Consider the following 20484-nt stretch of genomic DNA (forward strand, 5'->3'; position numbering starts at 1 on the left):
GATGAGCGGAGCGGGGGCGTTACTTCCACTCCGGGACGGCACCGCGACTGAGGGTTTCGCGACGCCGCGATCTGCACGGCGCAGCCGTACCGGATTGCGTGATGTACCGGCTGGTGACCGCGCCGTGCCTTGCGCTGCGGTTTCCGGCGTCAACGGAACGCAGCTGCCGAGCAAATCAGTGACAGTATTTTCCGTCCCGAGTCAGCGGCGCCTCACGGCGCCGGAGGGAATACCGGTGCCGCCCGCTGCCACCGGGACGATGTATCCTCCTTCCCTCTCCAGAAGAGCCCGGGCCTCGACCAACCTAGAAGAGGTCACTCAACTCTCGATTCTTGCCAGATGCGAAGCTATTTCATCATCAGATCCAGAAAAGGAGGAACTTATTGTCCGATTCCAGCCAGTCGGTGTTCGTGCCGCCGTGCCCCGGTGTCCACGCTGCGAAACGACACGGCCGCCGACGTCCGCAGATCACGCGGCCCGTTTGCCCCGAAGGCAATAGAGTCGCCTTTTTGGAGGGCTGCCGTCCTCTGAAATAGGCCGGCGGTCAGGCGTGCGCGGTGTCGTCGCGGATCTCGTCGCAGGCACATCGTGCATCGCGGGTGCCCTCACCGAAGACTGCCGACCGCGTCCGGCATCCGGATCGACGGCGAGCAACGTTGCTACGGTTCGTTTCCCATACGCATCCCCCGGTTACGGCCACGGGTTGACCGTCGTTAGTTGCCTCAGCCGCGGGTCGGCACCGACCCGCCACACCACAGCGCTTCCCGGCGGCGACTCACCGTGACAGGACCGGCGATGCCGAGCACAACCACCCATGGCGGGAACACGCCACGGCGGCGGGCCCCCGAACACACCCGTCGCCGCACCTCAGCGGCTGCCGTTGCCACGGGCGGCGTGGTGTTCCCGCACTTGTCCTTGACAGCGACGAGCATACTGGGCACAGTGACTGTTCACTTACTTATTGACGTCGGAATCTGCCGCTGACCGGTGAGGGCCGTCACAGCTGGCAACCGGCCGAGCAGTCTCGTCGTGCCGTACCGGAACCATCGCTGTCGGCGACTCGCACCGTCGAATTCAGCGCTACCAGTCTCATCCGGCCTACCGATGGCTCCGTTGCTCACCCTTCCCGCGCTCGCAGGCACCGACCGCCGGGTGGGACCGCCGGGGCTGCCGACGTCCCCGGTCCAGGGCCTGGGTGCGACACGTTCGGCCGACTCGACTACTGCCACTGTCCTTGAATACGAATTGATTCGTGCTCCCAGATGGGAATGTCATGCACCCCTCCGCTCCGCGCCCGATCGGGCCCCGGCGCGTCTGCTTCGACTGGCAGCAGACGCCGACGTCCTGGATTCCTGGTGAGCCGACCGCGGCGCACGTCACCAACGCCCTGCATCTGCTGCTGCCCTCGGGCGAGCGGTGGTTCATCGACGTGTTCCGCGAAGCACTGCCACTGGTGCGCGACGAGGGACTGCGGACACGGATGAAAGGGTTCATGGGACAGGAGGCAACACACAGTGTCCAGCACGCGGGCGTGGTGGACCATCTGGCACGAGCCGGGCTCGACGCCCGGCCGTTCGCCGAACGACTGGACAGAGTGTTCGCCGGTCGGCTGGGGCGTCGGAGCCCTGCCGCGGTGCCGCGCTCGGAGTGGCTGCGAACCCGGCTGGCCGTCATCGCCGCGATCGAGCACTACACGGCAGTGCTCGGTGACTGGATCCTGCGCGCGGACACCTTCGAACACGCCGGGGCCGACCCCACCATGCTCGAGCTGCTGCGCTGGCACGGCGCCGAGGAAGTCGAACATCGCGCGGTCGCCTACGACGTCTTCGCGTACCTCGGCGGCCGCGGCCCGGTGCGCTACGCCCGCCGCCTCGCCGGCTTCGCCGTCGCCACGGCACTGCTGCTGTGGTTCTGGTTCTGGGGCGCCGCCTACCTCATGGCCACGGACCCTCAGCGACCCGGCGGGAAATACAAGCTGTCCGAACACAATCGAGCGATCCGGAATGGGCTGCTGCCGAGCTGGCGGCTGATCGGCACTGCGATCGGACACTACCTGCGACCAGGCTTCCACCCCGACCAGGAGAGTTCAGCGGAACCAGCCCACGCATATCTGTCCGGCCGCTGGCAGTGAACGGGCCCGGCAGGGCGGCCGGGGGTCGGTAGAAAACACCTGTCCCGCAGGCTATCTCACAGTATCGAGTGACCGGACGGAGCCACCCGTGCCGTGGTACATCATCGAAGATCTCGCCGGCGGGAGCACACCGGCAACCATCGTGTCCGTCGGCGACCACCGCCGCTCCCGGGTGCCGGCCACGACACTGGACCGCTACGAAGGCGTCGACCCGGCCGGCTACCTCGACCGGATCCGGCAGCACGGCGCGACCGTCAGTGAGCTCGTCACCGGGCACTACGGGCCCCGATACCTCGAAGGCATACCGGTCATCGGCCCCGAGGAGGACGTGTACGGCATCCAGTTCTGGCTCGGCGATCCGAACGAACCACCGGCTCCACCGTGCGCGGTGGCCGGAATCGACTGGGCCTCCGACATTCGACTGATCGTACTGTCGGCCGAAGCCTGGTCGATGGCATCCGAGACCACCGAAGCTCGTCGAAGTATGTTGTCGCCGGAGGACTGTCTGCGCCGAATAGTGCAATTCGACAACGCCGCCGATCTGGCGAAACTGGCTACCGATTGCCACGGTCCCGACGAATTCGCCGGGACCGCCACGGTTCTGCACGACCGCGGCAGTCTGATGAACTGGCACATCGTCGCGAAGAGACGAACGGGCGAACACCCCGGGGATGTCCGCGGTCTGGTCATCGACATCAGCCGCACGGAACCGGCCACGACACCACCGCCCTGGCGATACCCTGCGCCTCCTCCGAGCACACTCACCGCGTCAGCCCTGCTGGCTTTCTCCTCGACCTTCGGTGTCCCCGTGATCGCAGGGTGGATCGGCGGCAGACCCGCCTGGATCGGGCACACCGCCCCTGGCGATCCCGAATTGTTCCATCTCGACGACTGGGCACCCCTGCAAGCGGCCGCCCGGTCACTGCGCGACCCGGACGCCGAGACCACCATACCGGTGCGCGTACACGCGGCGACCGGATACCGATGGCATCGGGCCACCGCCGCCATCCGGCGTCACCCCGGTCGTGTCGGAGACTGCCTGCACGTCATCCGCATCACCGGTGGACAGCGGTGAACCGGCGACCGGCACCGAGTGCACGAAAGTCCAGACCGCAACCACAGTATCGCCGACCCGGCCGCATGCACGGCCCCGAGCACGGCGGCCGCCTGTACGAACACCAGCACCACCACCTGCCCGATCGCCGCGCGGGACGGCGGCGGACGGATCGAACAGATCGGTCACCCAGGATCCTCATGGGACCGCGGCCGCAGGCAGTCGGGCTGCGGCGCGAGCCGGCCGACCCTGCCTCGCCACATCGCATCCAGGACCGCCGAGCGGGCATTCTCATCCCAGTCTTCAGTATTTAACTATTGCGCAAATAGTAGATCAGGCCGCAGGCCCGCCCTGCCGGCCTTCGCATCGCGGCAGGTGCGCGATGCACTGAACACCGTCGACAGCCGACCGGCAGTTCATCACAGGGCCCAGCCGGAGGGGAAGCTGGTGGTGGTGACCATGCTCGTTGGCGGCCGGTTCGAGCCCCGGCTGGCGTTCGCGCTGCTCACCGTGGCCACCGCGACGCCGGTGACACAGCTGGCACATCTGCGGCTGCCCCTCGAAGGGGCGTTGCACTCCGGATTGCCCGCACCCGCACCGAGTTTCCTGCACCCCGATCAGTTGGGCTCCCGCGCCGCACCCGCACAGGCGGGCGCAGCACCGGCCGCACTGGAGTCACTGTTGTCGGCCACCGCCGCCATGCCCATCGGCAGCCACCACGACCCGAACCGGGAACTGCTCGGCCAGGGCCTGACCAACATCGCCGCACCGCGGTTCGGACGGGTACCGGCCACCGGCGCCATCGCCCGCACCGCGGTCGACGTACGCTCCGGAGCCCGCACCCGCCTGGCCACCCTCACCCACGTCGCAGTCCTCGCCGCGATCATCTGCCTGGCTGCACCACTGGTGGCGAGGATCCCTGTCGCCGCGCTGGCCGGGGTGCTGCTGGCGCTGCACGCTCCCGCCACCGAGGCACGGCTGCACCGCATCCCCTCTCGACGACACCGGACGCCACCGAGGCGGGACACCGAATATTTCGAGGACAGTGCCCGCTCGGCCGACGAACAGGCCCTGCCGCCTCAGCGCATCGTCACCTACCGCCTCGACGGACCCCCTGTTCTTCGCCGCCACCCACCGGTTCCTGCTCGAACTGGCCGGCATCCACGTCGTCGTCCTGCGCATGCCACACCTCACCACCCGGCTACCAGCGGCGCCTCGCCACACTCGCAGCCCTACCGACCGGCGGCAATGCGAACCTGTTCGACCGGATACCCGACGCCATCACCGATGCCCGCCACCGGATCCGGCTCGCCACGGAAGTACCCCACCGACGAGCGAATCAACGGCACCCTATGTGCCGCAACAAATCTACGGATCTGCGGCAGCGGTCGCTCCCGGAGACGACCGGCTCGCCCCTGCCCGCGGCGGATCCTCATTCCGATCCCCGCACCCCGGGCGGGCCCGACCTCCGGTCGTGGTGGATCGGGCCCGCCATGACGGCCTCCACCCGCCTTGGCGGCTATGCGCCACAATTCGATCTTCCGATTGACAGTACCGAACCGTGTTAGTAAATATACACTTACTTAGCGGCGCGGACGTCTCCCGCTGCCCGCTGAGGCCCGCGTGACGACATGCCGATGGGAGTTCACCCCGTATCGGCGTCTGGCTGCGCGTTAGGTGCCACAGCGTCGAATACTCGTCGACGAGTACCCTCACCGCTGACCACAGCGCACCGTTGTCGATCTGTCTTCTGCATCACTTTTTCCGCGGATCCCGCGGATCCACCGCTTGTCAGGACAGCCTCCTATGCGCACGGCAACAGCGAGCCACCCGTCACACCGCATGGCGGATGGCCTTTTCACCCGAAGGTTGTATTCGAGCGCTCGCGCGCAGGTATCCCGGTTGTGCTGGGAATTCGTCACGTCGGCCGGAGATAGTGCACCGGACCGGTGCGCCGATCGGGTTCACGATGCCGCACAACAATGGTCCGCCGAAGGGCTGCCCTATCGGAAAGCGCACATGGCGATACACGAAGCCCTGCGCGAGACCCTCGACCACCTCGGCAAGCAGCCCACCTCGGCCCTACCCCGGCAACTGCGCATGGTCCTCGACATCTCGCCGCGGCTGTCCCGATCCGTGCTGCGCGCCTATCACCCGGCCCGGCTCGACTACTACTCGTCGCCACCGGCGCCGGGACGAGCGCGGGCTGTCGCGTTGTTCGACAACAGTGCACCCCGGCCACGTGGCACCGGGACTGCCGCCTACGACATCGTTGCCCTCCGTGTCGAGCCGGGGGGCGACTCGGTCGCGACCGGATCACCGATGCAGCGGTTCCTGCGCCAACTGCGAACGCATCGTGACACTGTGCTGCCGATTGTCGCCGAATCGACCGGCACATTGCTGATCCCCGCCACGCGAACAACGTGCGAACTGGACGAGGTACTGCGCGTGTGTTGCACCGAGGCGTCACTCGCCGTGACCGCGGCGACTGTGCACGCTCGCCGCCCCGAACTCCGATCCGCGCGCGAACACGCTCATCAACTTCTCGACCTCGTCGAGCAACTCGGCTGCGGACCCGGACTGTACCGTTTCTCCGATCTCGCATTCGAGTACCAGATCACCCGTCCAGGACCCGCCCGCGATCGGCTGGCCGCGATTCTCGATCCACTCGACACCCATCCGGGCCTGCTGACCGTCGTGGCCCACCACATTCGCACCGGTGGTGTGCAGATCCGCACCGCGCAATTACTGGGAATACACCCCATGACGCTGGCGAACCGTCTACGGCAGATACGGGAACTGACCGGACTCGACCCCACCGAACATTCCGCCCGCTGGCAGCTCCATGCCGCACTCATCGCCTATATCACACGGCCGACCACAAGAGATCGGAACAACCTCTTGTCCCCGCACTCTGCACCATTGCGGGCAGTGCTCCAGTCCGGCTCGTCACCGCACTGCGACACCTTCGAACATCACGCTCCCCGCCCGGCTTCGAATTTGCCGAGTCACCGCAATACACCACCCCGACCCGGGGGTCAATGCCGTTAACTTACGCGCTGGTGTAACCGGATTTCTGGTGGCTGGCTGTGGTTGATGTTCTTGTGCTTCAAGGTTTTTCGTTTGAATTTGTGTCTTCCGGCGCGTTTGAGGACGCGGGGGTAGCTGCGCTGTCGGCGGGGCGGGTTGGGGCGTTCGAGGATCTCGGCGGCAGCCGCGGTGAGGCCGGCGGTGAGCCGGTCAGGGGGAAAAACCCGCCTGCCCGGTGACATGTCGCCGGACAACGCGGAGAGAGCGGATGAACGACAACCGTAACGGGTCGGCGCCGGCGAGGTCGGCGGCGTGATGCATGAGTTCGCGGATGGCGTAGTGGGTTGTCAGCAGGCCCCAGATCTCCTGGCGCACCATCGCCGGGCTTTGCGAGCGCAGCAGCCGGTAGCTGCCGCGCTGGCGGGTTTCGATCTCGGCGAGACCGGTTTCGAACTCCCACCGGCAGTGGTAGGCGGCGGCCAGCTCGCCCGCGGTGACCTCGACGGGGTCGAGCACGGTGGTGATCAGCCGGATCGGTCCCGGTTGGTCACTGTCACGGTTGGCGACCTCGTATTCGACTACCCGGACGGTGACGCCCTCGGGCACGGTGTCCAGGCTGCGGGCGCGGTGGCGGCGGATCCGCTGCCGCTCGACATCGGTCATCAACCGCGACAGATACGAGCCGTCCGGAAGCTGCTGCACGACATGCAGTTTCAGCCCCGACTGCACCCGCCACAGCAGATCCGCACCGGTCTCGGCGGCCTCGCGCCAGAACTCGTGGGAGTAGAATCCGCGATCGGCGATCACCAGCATCCCCGGTTCGAACGAGGCCGGCAGTCCGCGGGTGATCTCCCGCTCGTCGGTGGAGACCGCACCGATCCCGGCGTCGACGATCGCGTGGGTCGCGCATTCGGCCAGGCCGACGATCTTCACCTTCGGATACGGGTCTTCCAGGCTCTGATGGGTTTTCCCTCGCCCGAACACCTCCTCATTGCCCGGGGTGTCGGGGATGTCCATCTGCACACCATCCACAGCCATCACCCCGCCGGCCCGCCAGCCACGCACCCGGTGTCCCAGCACCGGCCAAAGGCACCGCGACCCGCCGATACAGCTCCCGCACCGGCTCCTCACCGAGGCGGGCGCGGGCCTTGCACAACGCCGGCGACGTCGGCACCTGCCAGCCGTCGTCCCACGACCGCAGAAACCGCAGCCCGTCAACGAGTTTCCGCATCACCTCCTCGTAGGCGTCGTCGAAGAACAACGTCAACGCCAGCACGAAATACACCACCACCCGCGCCGGCAACAACCGCCGCCGCTTCTCCACCCGCCCGGTCCCGGCCAGCACCTCATCGACCAGATCCGGACCCACCACCCGCGTCAGCACACCCAGCCCGACCCGATCGGTCAACCGGCCCGCCACTTCCACCTGCACCACGAACCGGCACCATACCCCGAAACCGACTGCCACACAGCACATCTCACAACCAACCAACCCACCCAGCCCCCAGCTACCATCGCCAACCTGGGCAAACAGCCAAAGTTAACGGCATTGACCCGGGGGTCACCGGGTTTCACCGGGCGAGCGCAATACATAGCCGACACCACGCACAGTGTGTATCAATGGCGATCCGTATTTGTCGATCCTGCGCCGCAGCCGGCCGACAGAGTTATCGATCACATGCCCCCGGCAGCCATCGGGATCTCCCCATACGCGTTCCAGGATCTGCCGCCTGCTGACGACTTTCCCCGCGTTGACCATGAGATAGCGCAGGAGCGCGAATTCGATTGCCGGTAACCACAGTTGATGCCCGGTACGGTGCACGGTATGGGCATCGATGTCCAGGACCAGGTCTGCGAAACGCAGGCGACCGGGCTCATCGGTATACGCCGTACGCGCCCGGCGCAGGAGCATATGCAGCCGGGCGATCAGCTCCTCCAGGCTGAAAGGCTTACCGACATAGTCGTCACCGCCGGCTGCGAGACCCGCCAGCCTGTCCTCGACCGCATCACGCGCGGACAGGAACAGCACCGGCTGGTCATAACCCGACTCGCGAAACCGCCGGGCGACGGAGTAGCCGTCGATATCCGGCAGCGTGACATCGAGTACCACCACATCCGGCGAATACGCCGATATCGCCGCGAGCGCAGAGGTGCCGTTCACCGCAGAACACACTTCCCATCCGGCAAATCGCAAGGCGGTACTGAGCAGTTCGACGAAATCACACTCATCGTCGACAATCAGAACCATCGGAGCAGGCACCCCGACCGCACCTCGTACCATTCCGGATGCCGACACACGATCTCTGATCATGCGGCCCACCTCCCGCAACACCACTCAACAACTCCGATACCGCTCACCGCGCCCAGCAGATGGACACAGCCGGGCACGACGAGCGCAAACAAAAACAGTGACGCCGCCGGGACGAACTATTTCTCCGGGGGCATAATGACACAACTCCCGACGCCCCAATGCATCCGGGAATGATAGATAGCGCCTCGGCCGATCCCATATCGACTGCCGAGGCGTAGACTCATTGTATTGCTGCGATCAGCCGAATTGCAATCATTCGAAGCCAATTTGGGGCCGGTGACAACCCCGCTCCTCCGAACAGCGACAGTGATCACACGCTCCGGAAACGAATGCCCCTAGCACGACAGTTGTATTTCGTTGTTTTGTAATCGTTTCTGTTGGTGGCGGAGTTGTCGGGCGTGTGCTTGGTGGCGGCGGCGCCAGTGGCAGGTGGCGAGTGCGTGGGTGAGGGTGCGGGCGGGGTGGAGCACTATCGCCAGGAGACGGCGGATGTCGGCGACTGTGATTCGGCCCAGCCCGCGTGGGCTTTTGGGTCGGTGGCGGCGGTGACGGCGAGGAAGGCGTGGGCGAGCATGGCGAGGGTGATGTGCCGGTACCAGGGATGCCATTTGCGGACTTGGTAGTGGTCGAGGCCGCACTGGTCCTTGGCGGCCTGGAAGCACTCTTCGACCGCCCATCGGGCGCCGGCCACGGCCACGACCTGTTCCCGCTCGATGGTGGCGGGGTGGAAGCACAGGTAATAGGCGATATCGGCAGGGTTGTCGAGGGATCGGCGGGCCAGCAGGGTTCTGGTGTATCCGGCGGGGAGGTCACCGAAATTGGGGAGGGTGGCCCAGGCCCAGTCGTATTCGCGTTCGCCGCGTTCACCGAGTCCTGCCGAGACGCGGTGCCAGGCTTGTGCGGGTGCTCGGGCGACGAGGGTGTCGACGCGGCGGCGGCCGTCGAGGTCGGGCACGGTGTGCCGGACCGGCACCTCGAGGACGTAGGACAGGCGGCGGGTCTCGCAGAAGGCCCGGAACCGGCCGTCGCGGCCGTAGGCAGAGTCCGCGGCCACCCATCCTGCGGGCACTCCGGCGTCCAGGGTCCGGGCGATCATCATCTCCGCGAGCCTGGGCTTCGTCAGAAGACCTGTACTGCAACGTGTTTCGGGTATGCCTGCTTCGATACAGCGATCGCGGTCACCGATCCACGACTCGGGCAGGTAGAGCTCTCGGTCGATCAGCGCCCGGCCCGAGCGCCCGGCGTAGGCGAGGAACACCCCGAGCTGAGAATTCTCCACACGCCCGGCCGTCCCGGAGTACTGGCGTTGCACACCCGCGGACTTCACCCCCTTCTTCAAGAACCCGGTCTCGTCCGGAACCAGGACTCCATCAGGGCAGGCCAGCGCCTCGGCGACGTACGCCCGCAGGCAATCGCGCAACTCGTCGGCGTCCCACCGCGACCGATTCAAGAAATGTTGTAACCGGCCCGGATCCTCCTCTCCCGCAGCCTCGGACAACTGCCACGTATTCTTCCGCTCCACCGGCGCCAGCAACCCCGTCAGATACGACCGCGCCCACCGCCGCGGCTCCGCCCGATAGAACACCCCCGCCACCCGCGCGAACACCTCATCGAAACTCACTCGCCACGCCGAAACATCCTCTGCGGCAACATCACCCAGCACGAGACGACAAGGTATCCCACCATCGGTCCGACTGCAAAACAACGAAATACAACTGTCGTGCTAGTCAGGGTGTGGGTGCGCGGGGTGCGCGCATCCGGCAGGCGGTCGAGCAGAACCGGCTCGGGCGCCGGTGCTGCGGCGGGTCAGAACTTCTCGCATCCCGGTGCCTGGCACCGAGTTTCGTAACCAGCCGTCTCGCCCGGGGTGCCGCTGTTACGAAGCTCCGGCAGCGGCAGCGGCAGCGTCCCGGCGTCCGGGACGCCGAGGGGGTGGTTGAGACCACAGGACTTCGGCGCGGGCCGGTGGTTGCCGCCCTGGGTGGTGAACGCCGCGGTCTCGCAGCGGTTGCCGGTGCGGGTACAGCTCGTGGTCGTAGAGGTCGCTGGCGTAGCCGGACAGCACCACGGTGGCCTGGCAGGCGTGCAGCGCGGCCGCCAGCTCCCGATGTTGCTCGTCGCCGGTCATCTCGTGCCGGCAGTTCCGGTCCCGGGTGCTGCCGGGGGTAGGCGGGTCGACATAGAGCAGCGCGGAGCGAGGCCGTCGGCGGCGATCAGTTCGAGCGCCGGGCGGGATTCCAGTGACACCCGAGGCCAGCCGTTCGACCGTCGGCCACATGCCCTCGAGGCTGGCAGCCAGGTAGGTGGGTATGGAGGGAGATGCTCGACCCGGCCGGGGTCGGCGTGGTGCCGCCACCCGGTGTGGCGCAGGGTTCTCGGGCTGCCCATCATCTCCGTCACCGTGCTGGTCGCGCTGGCGACCCTGATCGCTCTGCTGGGCGGTCGTGGGTTCGCCCGCCGCGCTCACCAGGTCTTGCGGACCCTGCTCGGCGCGTTGCAGAACCTGCTGCGCCGCAGCCCTCATCGAGACGACCAGTGACCGCCGCACGGCGGCGAGGCCGGCCGATGCTGTGCCCCTCCGATGTCTTGCGCCGTGTGGTCCACCTCCACGACTCCGGGGTCACAGCCGCGGCCATCGCCGAGGTGCTCAATGCTGACCGTGTCCCGACCCCCGCCGGGCGGCCGCACTGGACCCGCGCGCATGTGTTCCGGCTCGTCCGCACCGCCGCCGCCGACATCCGCCGCGAGCCACTCCGGCCCGACGGTGACGCCCGACTGCGCGGCATCCCGGCCCCCGGGGGGCGATGGTGGCATCAGGCGTCGCTGAGCGTCTCGACCGCCAATCGCTGTTGAACCGACTCCGACCCGGTGCCCGCTCTCGGCGATGACAGACAAGATGAACTTGACCTGCATTATCTTAGTAATTAAGGTATTTGTCATGACCATTTCTTCCTCTCCTTCGATCGCCATCGCAGGCGCGGGGCTCGGCGGCCTGTGTCTGGCGCAATCGCTGCACAAAGCAGGTGTCGACGTCCATGTCTACGAGCGCGACCGTGACCCGTTCGAACGGCGGCGGGGCTATCGCATCACGGTCGACCCATTGGGCCGGGCGGCGTTGCGTCGATGCCTGCCCGACGCATTGTTCGAGTTGGCGGCCGCGGTCGCAGGCAAGCCGGGCGGATATTTCCGGTTCACCAACAAGAACCTGCGCGACGCGTTCAAGATCGATGTCGCAGCCGACCCCGACGCGGGTGGGCAGATGGATCGCCAGACGCTGCGCGCGATCCTGCTGCGCGGCATCGAGGACCGGGTGCACTACGGCATGTCTGCCGCCGGAGTCGACCAGGACGGCGACGGCGCGATTCTGCGCTTCGCCGACGGCGGTTCGGTCCGTGCGGATGTGGTCGTCGGCGCCGATGGCGCCGGTTCGGCACTGCGGGCGGACGTGCTGCCGGGACACGAACCGGTCGACACCGGCATGCGCGCCGTCTACGGACAGACACCGCTGCAGGTAGCGGGCCGTCGCATGATTCCCGCGGCACTGGGCAAGAGCGGCGTGCTAGCCATCGGCGACGCGCCCGGTCACTCCGTGTTCTTCACCGCGATGCGCTTCGGTGAACGACCTTCGGTCGCATTCGCCCGGCTCGCCGACGGTGCGAACGCTCCGGTCGAGGAGGACTACGTGATGTGGGCGCTGATGTATCCGGCTGCCGACGACCCCTTCGCCGACGGACCGATCCCTCCTGCCCGACTACACGAATTCGCAGGCAAATCGGTATCCGGATTCCATCCCGCCATCCAGGACCTGGTTGCAGAAGGGCAGCCCGACTGCACGATCCGGGTGCCGCTGTTGGTGGCGCAACGACCGCGCGTCAGGGCCGCTGCACGAGCAACCCTGCTCGGCGACGCCGTCCACGTGATGCCGCCCATGGGAGCACACGGCGGAAATACCGCCATGCGCGACGCGGCGAGCTTGGCCACACGACTGGAGCATGCGATAGCCAACGACGAGCCGCTCGACGAGGCCATCACCGCGTACCACAACGACATGGTGCTCTACGCGTTCAAGGCGGTTGACGCAGCAAGCAAGCAACGCGGACGGCTCACCAACACAAACCCCGTACAGCGGTGGCTGCTGCTGCGTGCCCTGCCACGCATGCACCGGATCACGGTTCCCGCGACCGTGGTTGCATCATCATCGGCATGAACTACGATCGACAACGCCTCATCGACGAGTTGCTGCAGGCCGGACGTGAGTCATCGCGGTTGTCGGTCCTTTTCCGCGCGGTCGCCGTGTCCGGGCTGGCCATCACGGCCTCGGACGGGGAATGCCTCGACTTCCTCCTCGACGCCGGCAACGCCACGGCCGGGGAAATCGCTGCCCAGACCAACCTGACCACGGGCGCGGTCACCGCCATGATCCGTCGGCTGGAACGGCGTGGCTATGTTGTGTCCGAACGCGACCCGGCCGACCGACGACGCGTCGTCGTCCGCGCGGTGCCGGAAAAACTCCTGACAAGCGCCGGCATCTACGCCCGCTACGCCGCACGATCCCGAGAGCTGCTCGCCGCTTACACCGACGCCGAACTCACCTTCCTGACCGCGCACTACCGCCAAACGAGCACCATCTACCGCGAATTCATCGACGAATCCTCTGCACCATGAAATCGGCCATCGGTCAACAACCCAGCACACCCCGTGTCTCGGCTGTCACTCGACCCGGACAGGCACGACGCGAGGAACCGCTGCCTTCGTCTCGCGAACGGCAGCAGCTCTCGTAGAACTCGCCGAATTTTGGGCGGATTTGAGATACCGCTTTCAGCGGCAGTGAACCCACTGCAATGTCCTGGGCAAGATCGAGGAATTGAGGTGTATGAGTCCGGTGGCCGGATCTGTGCGGATGTGGTGCAACAGCGGCTGCGGGCGATTCACCGGTCGACGCGTCGCGCGGCTGCAGGAGTGAAAGCCCGCGTGGAAGGCTGGTCACCGGAGGAAGTATCGGCCGGGGGTGCCCGGAGCCGGGATGTGGTTGCCATTCGACTGGCGCGAAGGCTCGAAAATTGCAGGGCGGCGGACGCCGTTGTTCTGTGTGTTCGTAGAAGCTGCTGTAAGGCTTGCCTTTCCGGCTGCGCCGCTGATGATCGGCAGTGTGGTCGATGAAGGCCCGCGTATCGCGGTGTCCGGTTAGAACGACCCCCGTGACGGGGGCCTGCCCGCGGTGCGGCGCCTGCGCAGGGTCGGCGCGCTGGCAGTTTCACTGCCAGTTGACGACCAGGGTTCCAGTCAGTGGCTGAGCAGGAGGTAGGCAGAGATGGATACGCTGACGTTGATCGTGGTGGCGTTGGCCACCGGTGCGGCCGAGCAGGCACGCGGAACCGGTGAGAAGGTGGTCGTCGAGGGATACACGGCGTTGAAGCACTCGGTCATCCAGCGGTACGGGGTGGTCGAGGCCGAGGTGGCGGGGCTAGAGTCCGAGCCGGACGAGCTGTTGCGGCGGCAGTTGCTGGTCAAGAAGCTCGGACACGCCGGAGCTGGCGCGGACGAGAGTCTGCGGGAGGCGGCGGAACAGCTGCTGCGCCTGGTCGCCGAGCGCGCCCCGGGAGCAGCGGTGACGGTGGGCGTGCAACTGACCCGCGTGGCGGTGAACGGGGACATCGAGATCGTCGATGTCGCTGCGGAGAGCGGCAGTGCAGTGGCGGCGACCGGCGTGACCGCAGGTGATGGGAGCCTTTCTGTCAGCGGAGCACGTGTTGCGGAGGTAGATCGTGATCTGGCGTCACTGGCTCGCGAGCGGATCGAACTCCCTCCGGAAAAGCTGGATGAGGTGATGCGAAATCTCAGGTCGAGTGAAACATCACGTGTGGCGTGGGCCTACAAACGGCTGGGCAGTATGGCGTTCGAGCAAGAAATGGGATCTTGCCGAAAAATACTATCAACGATCCGTAGAGCTGTGGCTGGCGTTACGGGATCGACATACCGCCGCATCCACCTACGGCCTGCTCGGCTACAATGCTTCCGCACAGGGCGACCTGGTCCGCGCCGGCGAGTTCTATCAACGGGCGCTCGGGCTCTTCACCGAGGTCGGTGATCGGGTGAATTTGCGATGGTGGCCGCGCAACTTGCGGGCGTCGAGAACGACCACGGAAATTTCGGCGCGGCCGAAGGTCATTATCTGCAGGCCATTGAGAATTTTCGCGGGACGCCAGAACAGATCACGGCGAACCAGGTGGCCAGCATGCTGGGTATCTTGCCGGAGAAGACCGGGCGAAGTGAAGCGGCTTTCGCGCATCTCGCGGAAACAGCGGCAGAATGGCGGCGGCTTACCGGAGATTTCGACGCTACCCACATCCGGCTACTTTCCGATCTGAATCGGCGTCTCGACGAGGGGTCGTTACACAACGCACTGAGCACGCTCGACCAGGCTACCCGGAAGAAACTGGAACGACGGATCAAACGCGCCGACGGCGGTTACCTGTGACGACGACTTCACGAAGCGAGGCCCAGTAGCAGCCCTGCGGACGAAACCGAGGGCTGTCACTCGGACAGTCACCCGCGCGGCGCCGCAGGTTCCCGGACCATCGGTCTCACGGTTTCGCTGCACCGCCACCCGCCGGGCACCGTTACCCCGCCTACCATTCGCAGGAGGCTGGGCGCCCGCGCCACCACGCCCGAGCAGTCGGCATCGTCGAGGATCTGCTGTGCGCCAGAACAGGAACCCGGCTGCGTGCCCGGTGGGCCCGTCGACTGCCTCACATCACCGAGTCCTTCGCTCCATGCAGACGCCCGGAACGACACCGCCGGCCGCGTTCCACATCCGGCCCGGACCCGGTCGGCGGTGGGGAATCCGAACCGGTTCGCGACAGGCGGCGGTGCCCCCGCGCCTGACAAGCACGGCGGCCCGAGTCGAACGATGCCCACGGTAAAGTCGGACACGGCATCCCGCGTGCGCGGGTGATATTCCAGGGAGACCTCAGATGACGGTGTTCACGTCCTGGGTGACGAGGTTGTCGAGGGCGCGTTCGGCGACGGCGGCGATGGTCATCGAGGGGTTGCAGGCCGCGCAGTTGCCGGGGATCAGTGCGCCGTCGAGGACGTAGAGGCCGCGCTGGCCGTGTACCCGACCATCGAGGTCGCAGACTGCCCCCATGCTCGCGCCGCCGAGGGGATGCCAGGTGGACGGCATGAGGGCATTGGTGTCGACGAGAGTGCATGTCGCACCGGTAATCTGGTGGACCAGCGGGCCGATGCGGCTGTTCTGGATCACCGCGTCGCCCTCCTTCGGCCAGCGCAGTACCGCCGCATCGGTCGCGGCGTCGTACTCGAATCGGCCCCGGGCATCACTGACGCCGTACCCGACGAGCATGGTGGTGTGCGCGTCGGTACCCATCGGCGGGATCGAGGCCTGGATCACCGTGGCCGCCTGCCCCGGTTCGTCCCAGTTGAGACTGCCGTAGACGACCGGACCGCCTTGGGGCGCACCGAAATCCGCGTCCAAGCAGGTCCACGTGTAGATCCGGTCGGCGTTGGTACCCCAGTTCGCGCCGATGCCGTCGGGCAGGTCCGGGATCGCCCTCGTGGCCGCGGCGCGTACGAGCAGTTTCGTGGTGTTCAGGCTGCCCGCGGCGAGGATCAGCGCGGGGGTGGTGAGGATCTTGTTCGCCACCACCGTCCCGGTCGTGTCGATGTGGTCGACGTGGACGGTCCAGCGGCCGTCGCCGGCGCGCTGGATATCGGTGACGTGGTGCAGCGGCTCGACCCGTACCAGTCCGGTCGCCTCGGCGGCGGCGATGTAGGTGACGTCGACGGAGTGTTTGCCGCCGTTGTTGACCCCGAGCGCACCGTCACCGTTGGTGTAGGACGGCTTCATCCGCCCTTTCAGCTCGTCGAGTGCGTAGCTCCAGTCGATCGGCATCGGTATCTTCGACACCGGCAGCCCGGCCTTGCGCACATGGTCGGCGAAGACGCGCACGACGTTGTAGTTGGGGCTGTCGATGAGTTCGTCGGGAGCGACGGCGAGCCGGAGCATCTGCGCCACCCGGGGGTAGTGCACCCGGTTCATCGTGTCCCAGTCCAGTTGCTCGGGGAACTGGGTGAGGAACGCTTCCTTGTTCGGTTGCAACGACATGCCTTGGTACACCAGCGATCCGCCGCCGACGCCCGCGGCGCACAGCGCGGTCATGTTGTCGCCTGCGACGGTGTCGAGCAGTCCCGGGTAGGGATCGAAACCGACTGGCTTGCCGAATAATTGGGGCACCGACCCATACCAGAGCATCCGTTTGTCGGGTGCGGCGGCGCGCGGGAAGGTGTCGGAGTTCGGGCCGGTCGGCCAGCGTAATCCGCGTTCCAGCACCAGGACCGGTACGCCGGCCTGCGCCAGTCGCAACGCGGTGACACCACCACCGAATCCCGACCCGATCACGATGACCCGATGCTCCTCGCGGACCACCGGGATCCGCCCGACCTGGGCGGCAATACCATTGCCGGCGAGGGCATTTCCGGGACTGCCCAGCGCCACTGCGGCACCGGCGGCAGCACCGAGAAAGCCCCGGCGAGTGAATGCGGACACGAACGACCTCCAGACGGCGGGACCAGCCCCGCGAGAAGTGCAATGAGGAAATACGCACGAACCGATGCGACGGCGCAAACGGGTGCTACCGCCGAGGTTCGCCCGGGGCGAAGGGAGTCCGCACTACTCTCCCCGCCCCGGGCGGCGACGCGAGTGAGGGATCTCGCGGCGCGCTCAGGCCGTGCACCGCGCCTGTAGGCCTCTCCCTGGACGTGGCGCGGCCTGTCTCGACCGGCGGCAGTGATGTTCGTTCGGCAACCCCGGCGTCGACAGAATCCACAACCTTCCGAAAACAACGCAATTCAGTTTCATCATTTGGTTCCGACGGTAGGAGGGTCTCACGGCGCCACTGAGGATGAAAGCGCTGCTGCCTGCCACCGAAAGGCGTATGTCCTCCTTCCTGAAAGAGAGTTGGAGCGTCAGCAAACGCAGAAGAGACGACCTAACTTCCGCGATCTGGGCAAGAACACGGTCATCACACCATGATCTCGCTCATATAGGGAACCTATTGGCCGATTTCTGCCACCTCGGTAATCGTGCGGCGACGCGCCAGCGCGGCGGTGCAGATGGTCATCGTGCCGCGTCGGGGCCGCACTACCCGGCGGAGTAATTAGGTTCCCTCTTTGGGTGACCATGTTGGGTTCGGGCCGCAGCGGCGGCCGTCCTGCCCGTGGGGCGCCGGTGGGCGACCAGAGTGCGGGATGTCTGCGATGTTGTGGAGGGGGCTGTGGAGGTTCTCGATGCCAGGCGAGTGGTGAGTAACCTTGATACGGTGCAGTTTCTGGGATGATGTGGGCCGGCCTGGCTCGGCCCCGGGCGGGGCGTGGCGGATGCCGCGAACGATCCATCGAGGAGTCTGTGTATGGCCAGTGCCGTCGAGTCCGATCCCGCCGACGGCGGCCATCCTCGGCAGTCGTTCGCGATCGGGGCCGGCCTGCTGGCCGGGCAGGTCGCCCGCCACATCGAGGACACGGTGATCAGCTGCGGCTGGCCGGTCGGTCAATCGCTGGGATCGGAAACCGAGTTGCGTGAACGCTACGGGGTCGGCCGGCCGGTGTTGCGTGAGGCCGTGCGGCTGGTCGAGCATCATCAGGTGGCGCGGATGCGGCGCGGGCCCAACGGCGGGTTGTTCGTCTGCGCGCCCGATGCCGAGCCGGCCACCCGTGCGATGGTGATCTACCTCGAGTACGTCGGTACCAGCGTCACCGATCTGCTCGAGGCGCGCTCGCTGCTCGAACCGGTCGCCGCCGGCCTGGCCGCCGACCGGCTCACCGAGGACGAGATCACGATACTGCGCGCGGCGCTGGCCGACGAGCGGGCGCACCTGCACGGCCCGGAATCCTGGGCGCACGACCCGGTGCACACGCTGCTGGGCCGGTTGTCGGGAAATCCGGTGCTGCACTTGTTCATCGACGTACTGACCCGGCTGACCACCCGATATGCCCGGTCGTCACGCGCGAGCTCCGCCGCAGAGGCGGCGGTGGCCTGGCAAGACTCCCATGCCGCGCACGAAGCGATCGGCGAAGCGGTGATCGCCGGCGACGCCGCCCGCGCGCAGATCGCGCTGACCACGCATCTGCACCATCTCACCACGTGGGTCGACTCGCGCCGGGCACACCGGCGCACCCGTGATCCGCGCGCCGGATTCGACAGTGCGACCGAACCGAGGGGCAAGCTGGCCGAAGTACTGGCCGGCCGCATCCATGATGACATCGCCGTGCGCGGATGGCCGGTGGGCGCTGTGCTCGGTTCGGAGACGGAACTGGTTGCCCGCTACGGCATCAGCCGTCCCGCGCTGCGAGAAGCCGTGCGGTTGCTGGAATATCACTCGGTGGCCCGGATGCGTCGCGGCCGCGGTGGCGGCCTGATCGTCACCGCACCCGAGTCGCAGGCCAGCGTCGACACGATCGCGCTGCTGCTGGAGTACGAGCGCGTCACCGCCGACGACTTCCGGATCGTGCGCACCGCCCTCGAACTCGGTGCCGTCACCCGGGTGGCCGCCCGGCTCGCCGGCGCCGGTGACGAGCCGGCCGCGCGACTGACCGCCGCCGCGGGCGGGCCCTGCGAGACCTCGGCACAGCATCCGCACCGCGCCGGCCTGTTCCACAGCGAGCTGGCCACCCTCGCCGGCAATCCTGTACTGGCGCTGTTCCTCTCGGTCGTGATCGAGGTGTGCCACCGGCACCGCGGTGACGGCGCACCGGGTGCGAGCAGCATCACCGGCGAGCCCGGGCACACCCATCACCGCATCCTCGACGCCATCCGCCACGGCGACACCGCCTTGGCCCGCCACCGCATGCGCCGCCACCTCGACACCCTCACCCATTGACTCGCCGCCGTCGCGGGCAGATCCCCAGGCGCGACAGGACGAACTGCCGGACCGGCACCGGACATCGCGGCTATCGGCCATCGTTTCCGCTCGCAAGTCGACTCATTCCCGCAGGCCCGCGACTCGCGCGAGCGCAGCGGGCACGGCCAGGCAATGGTCGGGCTTGACAGTCGCAGGGATCCTGTCACTATTTTAGTAATTGTTCACTTACTTGCTGACGTCGGCTTCGGACACTGACCGGTGACGGCCTCCACCGGTGGTGACTGCCCCGCAGGGCCTTTCGTGCCGTATTCGCGAACCGGAGCTGCCGACCATTCGCGCTTGTCGGCTCGGCGTCGCCTGTCACCGGAGAAATGCATGGCTATGTTGCCCGTTGTTCCCCAACATACTGCTGCCGGTCAGCCGATCGGCACAGATGACACGACGCATGTCACCGCCGGGTCGGTCCGGGTCGGTGTCCATGAGGCCCGGACGCCGTACCTCGAAACCGGGCCGATCACAACTCCCCGGCGGAGAGGTCCACGGTGTTCGCCGGTGGCTCGGCAATCCGACCGAGCCACCGGCTCCCCACGCCCCCGCGGCCATCCGCTGGGACTCCGGCACTCGACGCACTCGACGCCTCCTCCTGACTGCCGAGCCGTGGCTGATGGCCCACGAAGCCACGAACATCTATCGCAGCGCGTTGTCACCACGAGAATGCCTGCGTAGAACCGTGCAGCTCGACACCGTCGCCGACCTCGCACTCCTGGCGACCGACCGAGACGGCCCCAGCGAATACATCGGCGCCGCAACCATCCTGCACGGCTGCGGCAGCCTCCTGACCTGGCGCATCCGCGCCCGCCGCGGACGCGACCGTGACATCCGCAGGCCGGTCCTCGACATCAGCCGCACCGAACCGGCCGCACCTCCCGAACCCTGGAACCACACAGCCTTCGACCGACCGGCTCACCGCCTCGGCGTTGCTGTCCTCCTCCGCCCTCAGTGCACCGGTGATCGCGGGATGGATCAGCGCCAGATCCGCCTGGATCGGGCACACCGATCCAGGCGATTCCGAACTGTTCCA

At 66.9% G+C, this 20484-nt stretch carries 15 protein-coding genes and 3 pseudogenes; 12 read left to right on the plus strand and 6 right to left on the minus strand.

What is annotated here, in order from left to right:
- Positions 1-1273 precede the first annotated feature (1273 nt).
- The 4 genes from LBW94_RS39200 (at position 1274) to LBW94_RS39215 (ending at position 6236) form a co-directional block, all read left to right on the plus strand.
- Positions 1274-2131 carry a metal-dependent hydrolase gene (locus tag LBW94_RS39200; protein ID WP_225061093.1) on the plus strand — a complete coding sequence of 286 codons (858 nt, stop codon included), beginning with the start codon at positions 1274-1276 and terminating at the stop codon, positions 2129-2131.
- 88 nt (positions 2132-2219) lie between these two features.
- Entirely contained in the window at positions 2220-3206 is a 987-nt protein-coding gene (locus LBW94_RS39205; protein ID WP_225061094.1) for a GAF domain-containing protein, read from the plus strand.
- Between the two features lie 438 nt (positions 3207-3644).
- Positions 3645-4682, plus strand: a complete 1038-nt coding sequence (locus tag LBW94_RS39210) for a SulP family inorganic anion transporter (RefSeq protein WP_225061098.1) — start codon at positions 3645-3647, stop codon at positions 4680-4682.
- A 522-nt stretch (positions 4683-5204) separates the two neighbouring features.
- Positions 5205-6236 (plus strand): PucR family transcriptional regulator, encoded by a 1032-nt coding sequence (locus tag LBW94_RS39215; RefSeq protein WP_225061095.1) that lies wholly within the window; start codon positions 5205-5207, stop codon positions 6234-6236.
- A 189-nt stretch (positions 6237-6425) separates the two neighbouring features.
- On the opposite strand, the pseudogene LBW94_RS39220 reads toward LBW94_RS39215, so the two are convergent.
- The 4 genes and pseudogenes from LBW94_RS39220 to LBW94_RS39235 form a co-directional block, all read right to left on the minus strand.
- Positions 6426-7692, minus strand: a pseudogene (locus LBW94_RS39220) (IS4 family transposase).
- 84 nt (positions 7693-7776) lie between these two features.
- Positions 7777-8526, minus strand: a complete 750-nt coding sequence (locus LBW94_RS39225; protein ID WP_416277045.1) for a response regulator transcription factor — start codon at positions 8524-8526, stop codon at positions 7777-7779.
- A gap of 544 nt (positions 8527-9070) precedes the next feature.
- Positions 9071-10204 (minus strand): annotated as a pseudogene (locus LBW94_RS39230) (IS701 family transposase); the annotation flags it as partial.
- A 198-nt stretch (positions 10205-10402) separates the two neighbouring features.
- Complete coding sequence (locus LBW94_RS39235) at positions 10403-10654, minus strand: hypothetical protein (protein ID WP_225062439.1); 252 nt, start codon at positions 10652-10654, stop codon at positions 10403-10405.
- Positions 10655-10885: 231 nt separating this feature from the next.
- On the opposite strand from LBW94_RS39235, the gene LBW94_RS39240 reads away from it, so the two are divergent.
- From LBW94_RS39240 to LBW94_RS39270, 7 genes and pseudogenes are all read left to right on the plus strand, one after another.
- The gene (locus LBW94_RS39240) at positions 10886-11065 is read left to right on the plus strand and encodes a hypothetical protein (protein WP_225062438.1); all 180 of its coding nucleotides are present in this window, start codon (positions 10886-10888) and stop codon (positions 11063-11065) included.
- Positions 11066-11112: 47 nt separating this feature from the next.
- Positions 11113-11379 carry a hypothetical protein gene (locus LBW94_RS39245; protein ID WP_266273185.1) on the plus strand — a complete coding sequence of 89 codons (267 nt, stop codon included), beginning with the start codon at positions 11113-11115 and terminating at the stop codon, positions 11377-11379.
- Positions 11380-11464: 85 nt separating this feature from the next.
- A complete protein-coding gene (locus tag LBW94_RS39250) occupies positions 11465-12733 on the plus strand; it encodes an FAD-dependent oxidoreductase (protein ID WP_225062436.1) in 1269 nt (422 codons plus the stop codon).
- Positions 12730-13191, plus strand: coding sequence for a MarR family winged helix-turn-helix transcriptional regulator (locus LBW94_RS39255; RefSeq protein ID WP_225062435.1), 462 nt, complete (start codon positions 12730-12732; stop codon positions 13189-13191). Before LBW94_RS39250 ends, LBW94_RS39255 begins: the two co-directional genes overlap by 4 nt.
- 358 nt (positions 13192-13549) lie before the next feature.
- Positions 13550-13714 carry a hypothetical protein gene (locus LBW94_RS39260; RefSeq protein ID WP_225062434.1) on the plus strand — a complete coding sequence of 55 codons (165 nt, stop codon included), beginning with the start codon at positions 13550-13552 and terminating at the stop codon, positions 13712-13714.
- Positions 13715-14384: 670 nt separating this feature from the next.
- Positions 14385-14543: pseudogene (locus LBW94_RS44620) on the plus strand (hypothetical protein); the annotation flags it as partial.
- 86 nt (positions 14544-14629) lie between these two features.
- Positions 14630-15004 (plus strand): hypothetical protein, encoded by a 375-nt coding sequence (locus LBW94_RS39270; RefSeq protein WP_225062441.1) that lies wholly within the window; start codon positions 14630-14632, stop codon positions 15002-15004.
- Between the two features lie 492 nt (positions 15005-15496).
- Here the strand turns inward: LBW94_RS39270 and LBW94_RS39275 are convergent, their stop codons facing one another.
- On the minus strand, positions 15497-17092 hold the full coding sequence (locus LBW94_RS39275) for a GMC oxidoreductase (RefSeq protein ID WP_225062433.1): 1596 nt from the start codon (positions 17090-17092) through the stop codon (positions 15497-15499).
- Between the two features lie 862 nt (positions 17093-17954).
- Here LBW94_RS39275 and LBW94_RS39280 point away from each other — a divergent pair.
- Complete coding sequence (locus LBW94_RS39280) at positions 17955-19421, plus strand: FadR/GntR family transcriptional regulator (protein WP_225062432.1); 1467 nt, start codon at positions 17955-17957, stop codon at positions 19419-19421.
- Between the two features lie 685 nt (positions 19422-20106).
- Here LBW94_RS39280 and LBW94_RS39285 read toward each other — a convergent pair.
- Positions 20107-20457, minus strand: coding sequence for a hypothetical protein (locus LBW94_RS39285; protein WP_225062431.1), 351 nt, complete (start codon positions 20455-20457; stop codon positions 20107-20109).
- Positions 20458-20484 lie beyond the last annotated feature (27 nt).

It is taken from the genome of Nocardia sp. alder85J (assembly GCF_020176955.2).
Lineage (GTDB): Bacteria > Actinomycetota > Actinomycetes > Mycobacteriales > Mycobacteriaceae > Nocardia.

Excerpts from the sequence above, each read along its gene's own strand:
- LBW94_RS39250 (WP_225062436.1), top strand. The coding sequence starts at position 11,465 with ATGACCATTTCTTCCTCTCCTTCGATCGCCATCGCAGGCGCGGGGCTC.
- LBW94_RS39255 (WP_225062435.1), top strand. The coding sequence starts at position 12,730 with ATGAACTACGATCGACAACGCCTCATCGACGAGTTGCTGCAGGCCGGA.
- LBW94_RS39280 (WP_225062432.1), top strand. The coding sequence starts at position 17,955 with ATGGCCAGTGCCGTCGAGTCCGATCCCGCCGACGGCGGCCATCCTCGG.
- LBW94_RS39200 (WP_225061093.1), top strand. The coding sequence starts at position 1,274 with ATGCACCCCTCCGCTCCGCGCCCGATCGGGCCCCGGCGCGTCTGCTTC.
- LBW94_RS39260 (WP_225062434.1), top strand. The coding sequence starts at position 13,550 with ATGTGGTTGCCATTCGACTGGCGCGAAGGCTCGAAAATTGCAGGGCGG.
- LBW94_RS39235 (WP_225062439.1), bottom strand. The coding sequence starts at position 10,654 with ATGACCGGCGACGAGCAACATCGGGAGCTGGCGGCCGCGCTGCACGCC.
- LBW94_RS39215 (WP_225061095.1), top strand. The coding sequence starts at position 5,205 with ATGGCGATACACGAAGCCCTGCGCGAGACCCTCGACCACCTCGGCAAG.
- LBW94_RS39225 (WP_416277045.1), bottom strand. The coding sequence starts at position 8,526 with ATGATCAGAGATCGTGTGTCGGCATCCGGAATGGTACGAGGTGCGGTC.
- LBW94_RS39270 (WP_225062441.1), top strand. The coding sequence starts at position 14,630 with ATGGTGGCCGCGCAACTTGCGGGCGTCGAGAACGACCACGGAAATTTC.
- LBW94_RS39210 (WP_225061098.1), top strand. The coding sequence starts at position 3,645 with ATGCTCGTTGGCGGCCGGTTCGAGCCCCGGCTGGCGTTCGCGCTGCTC.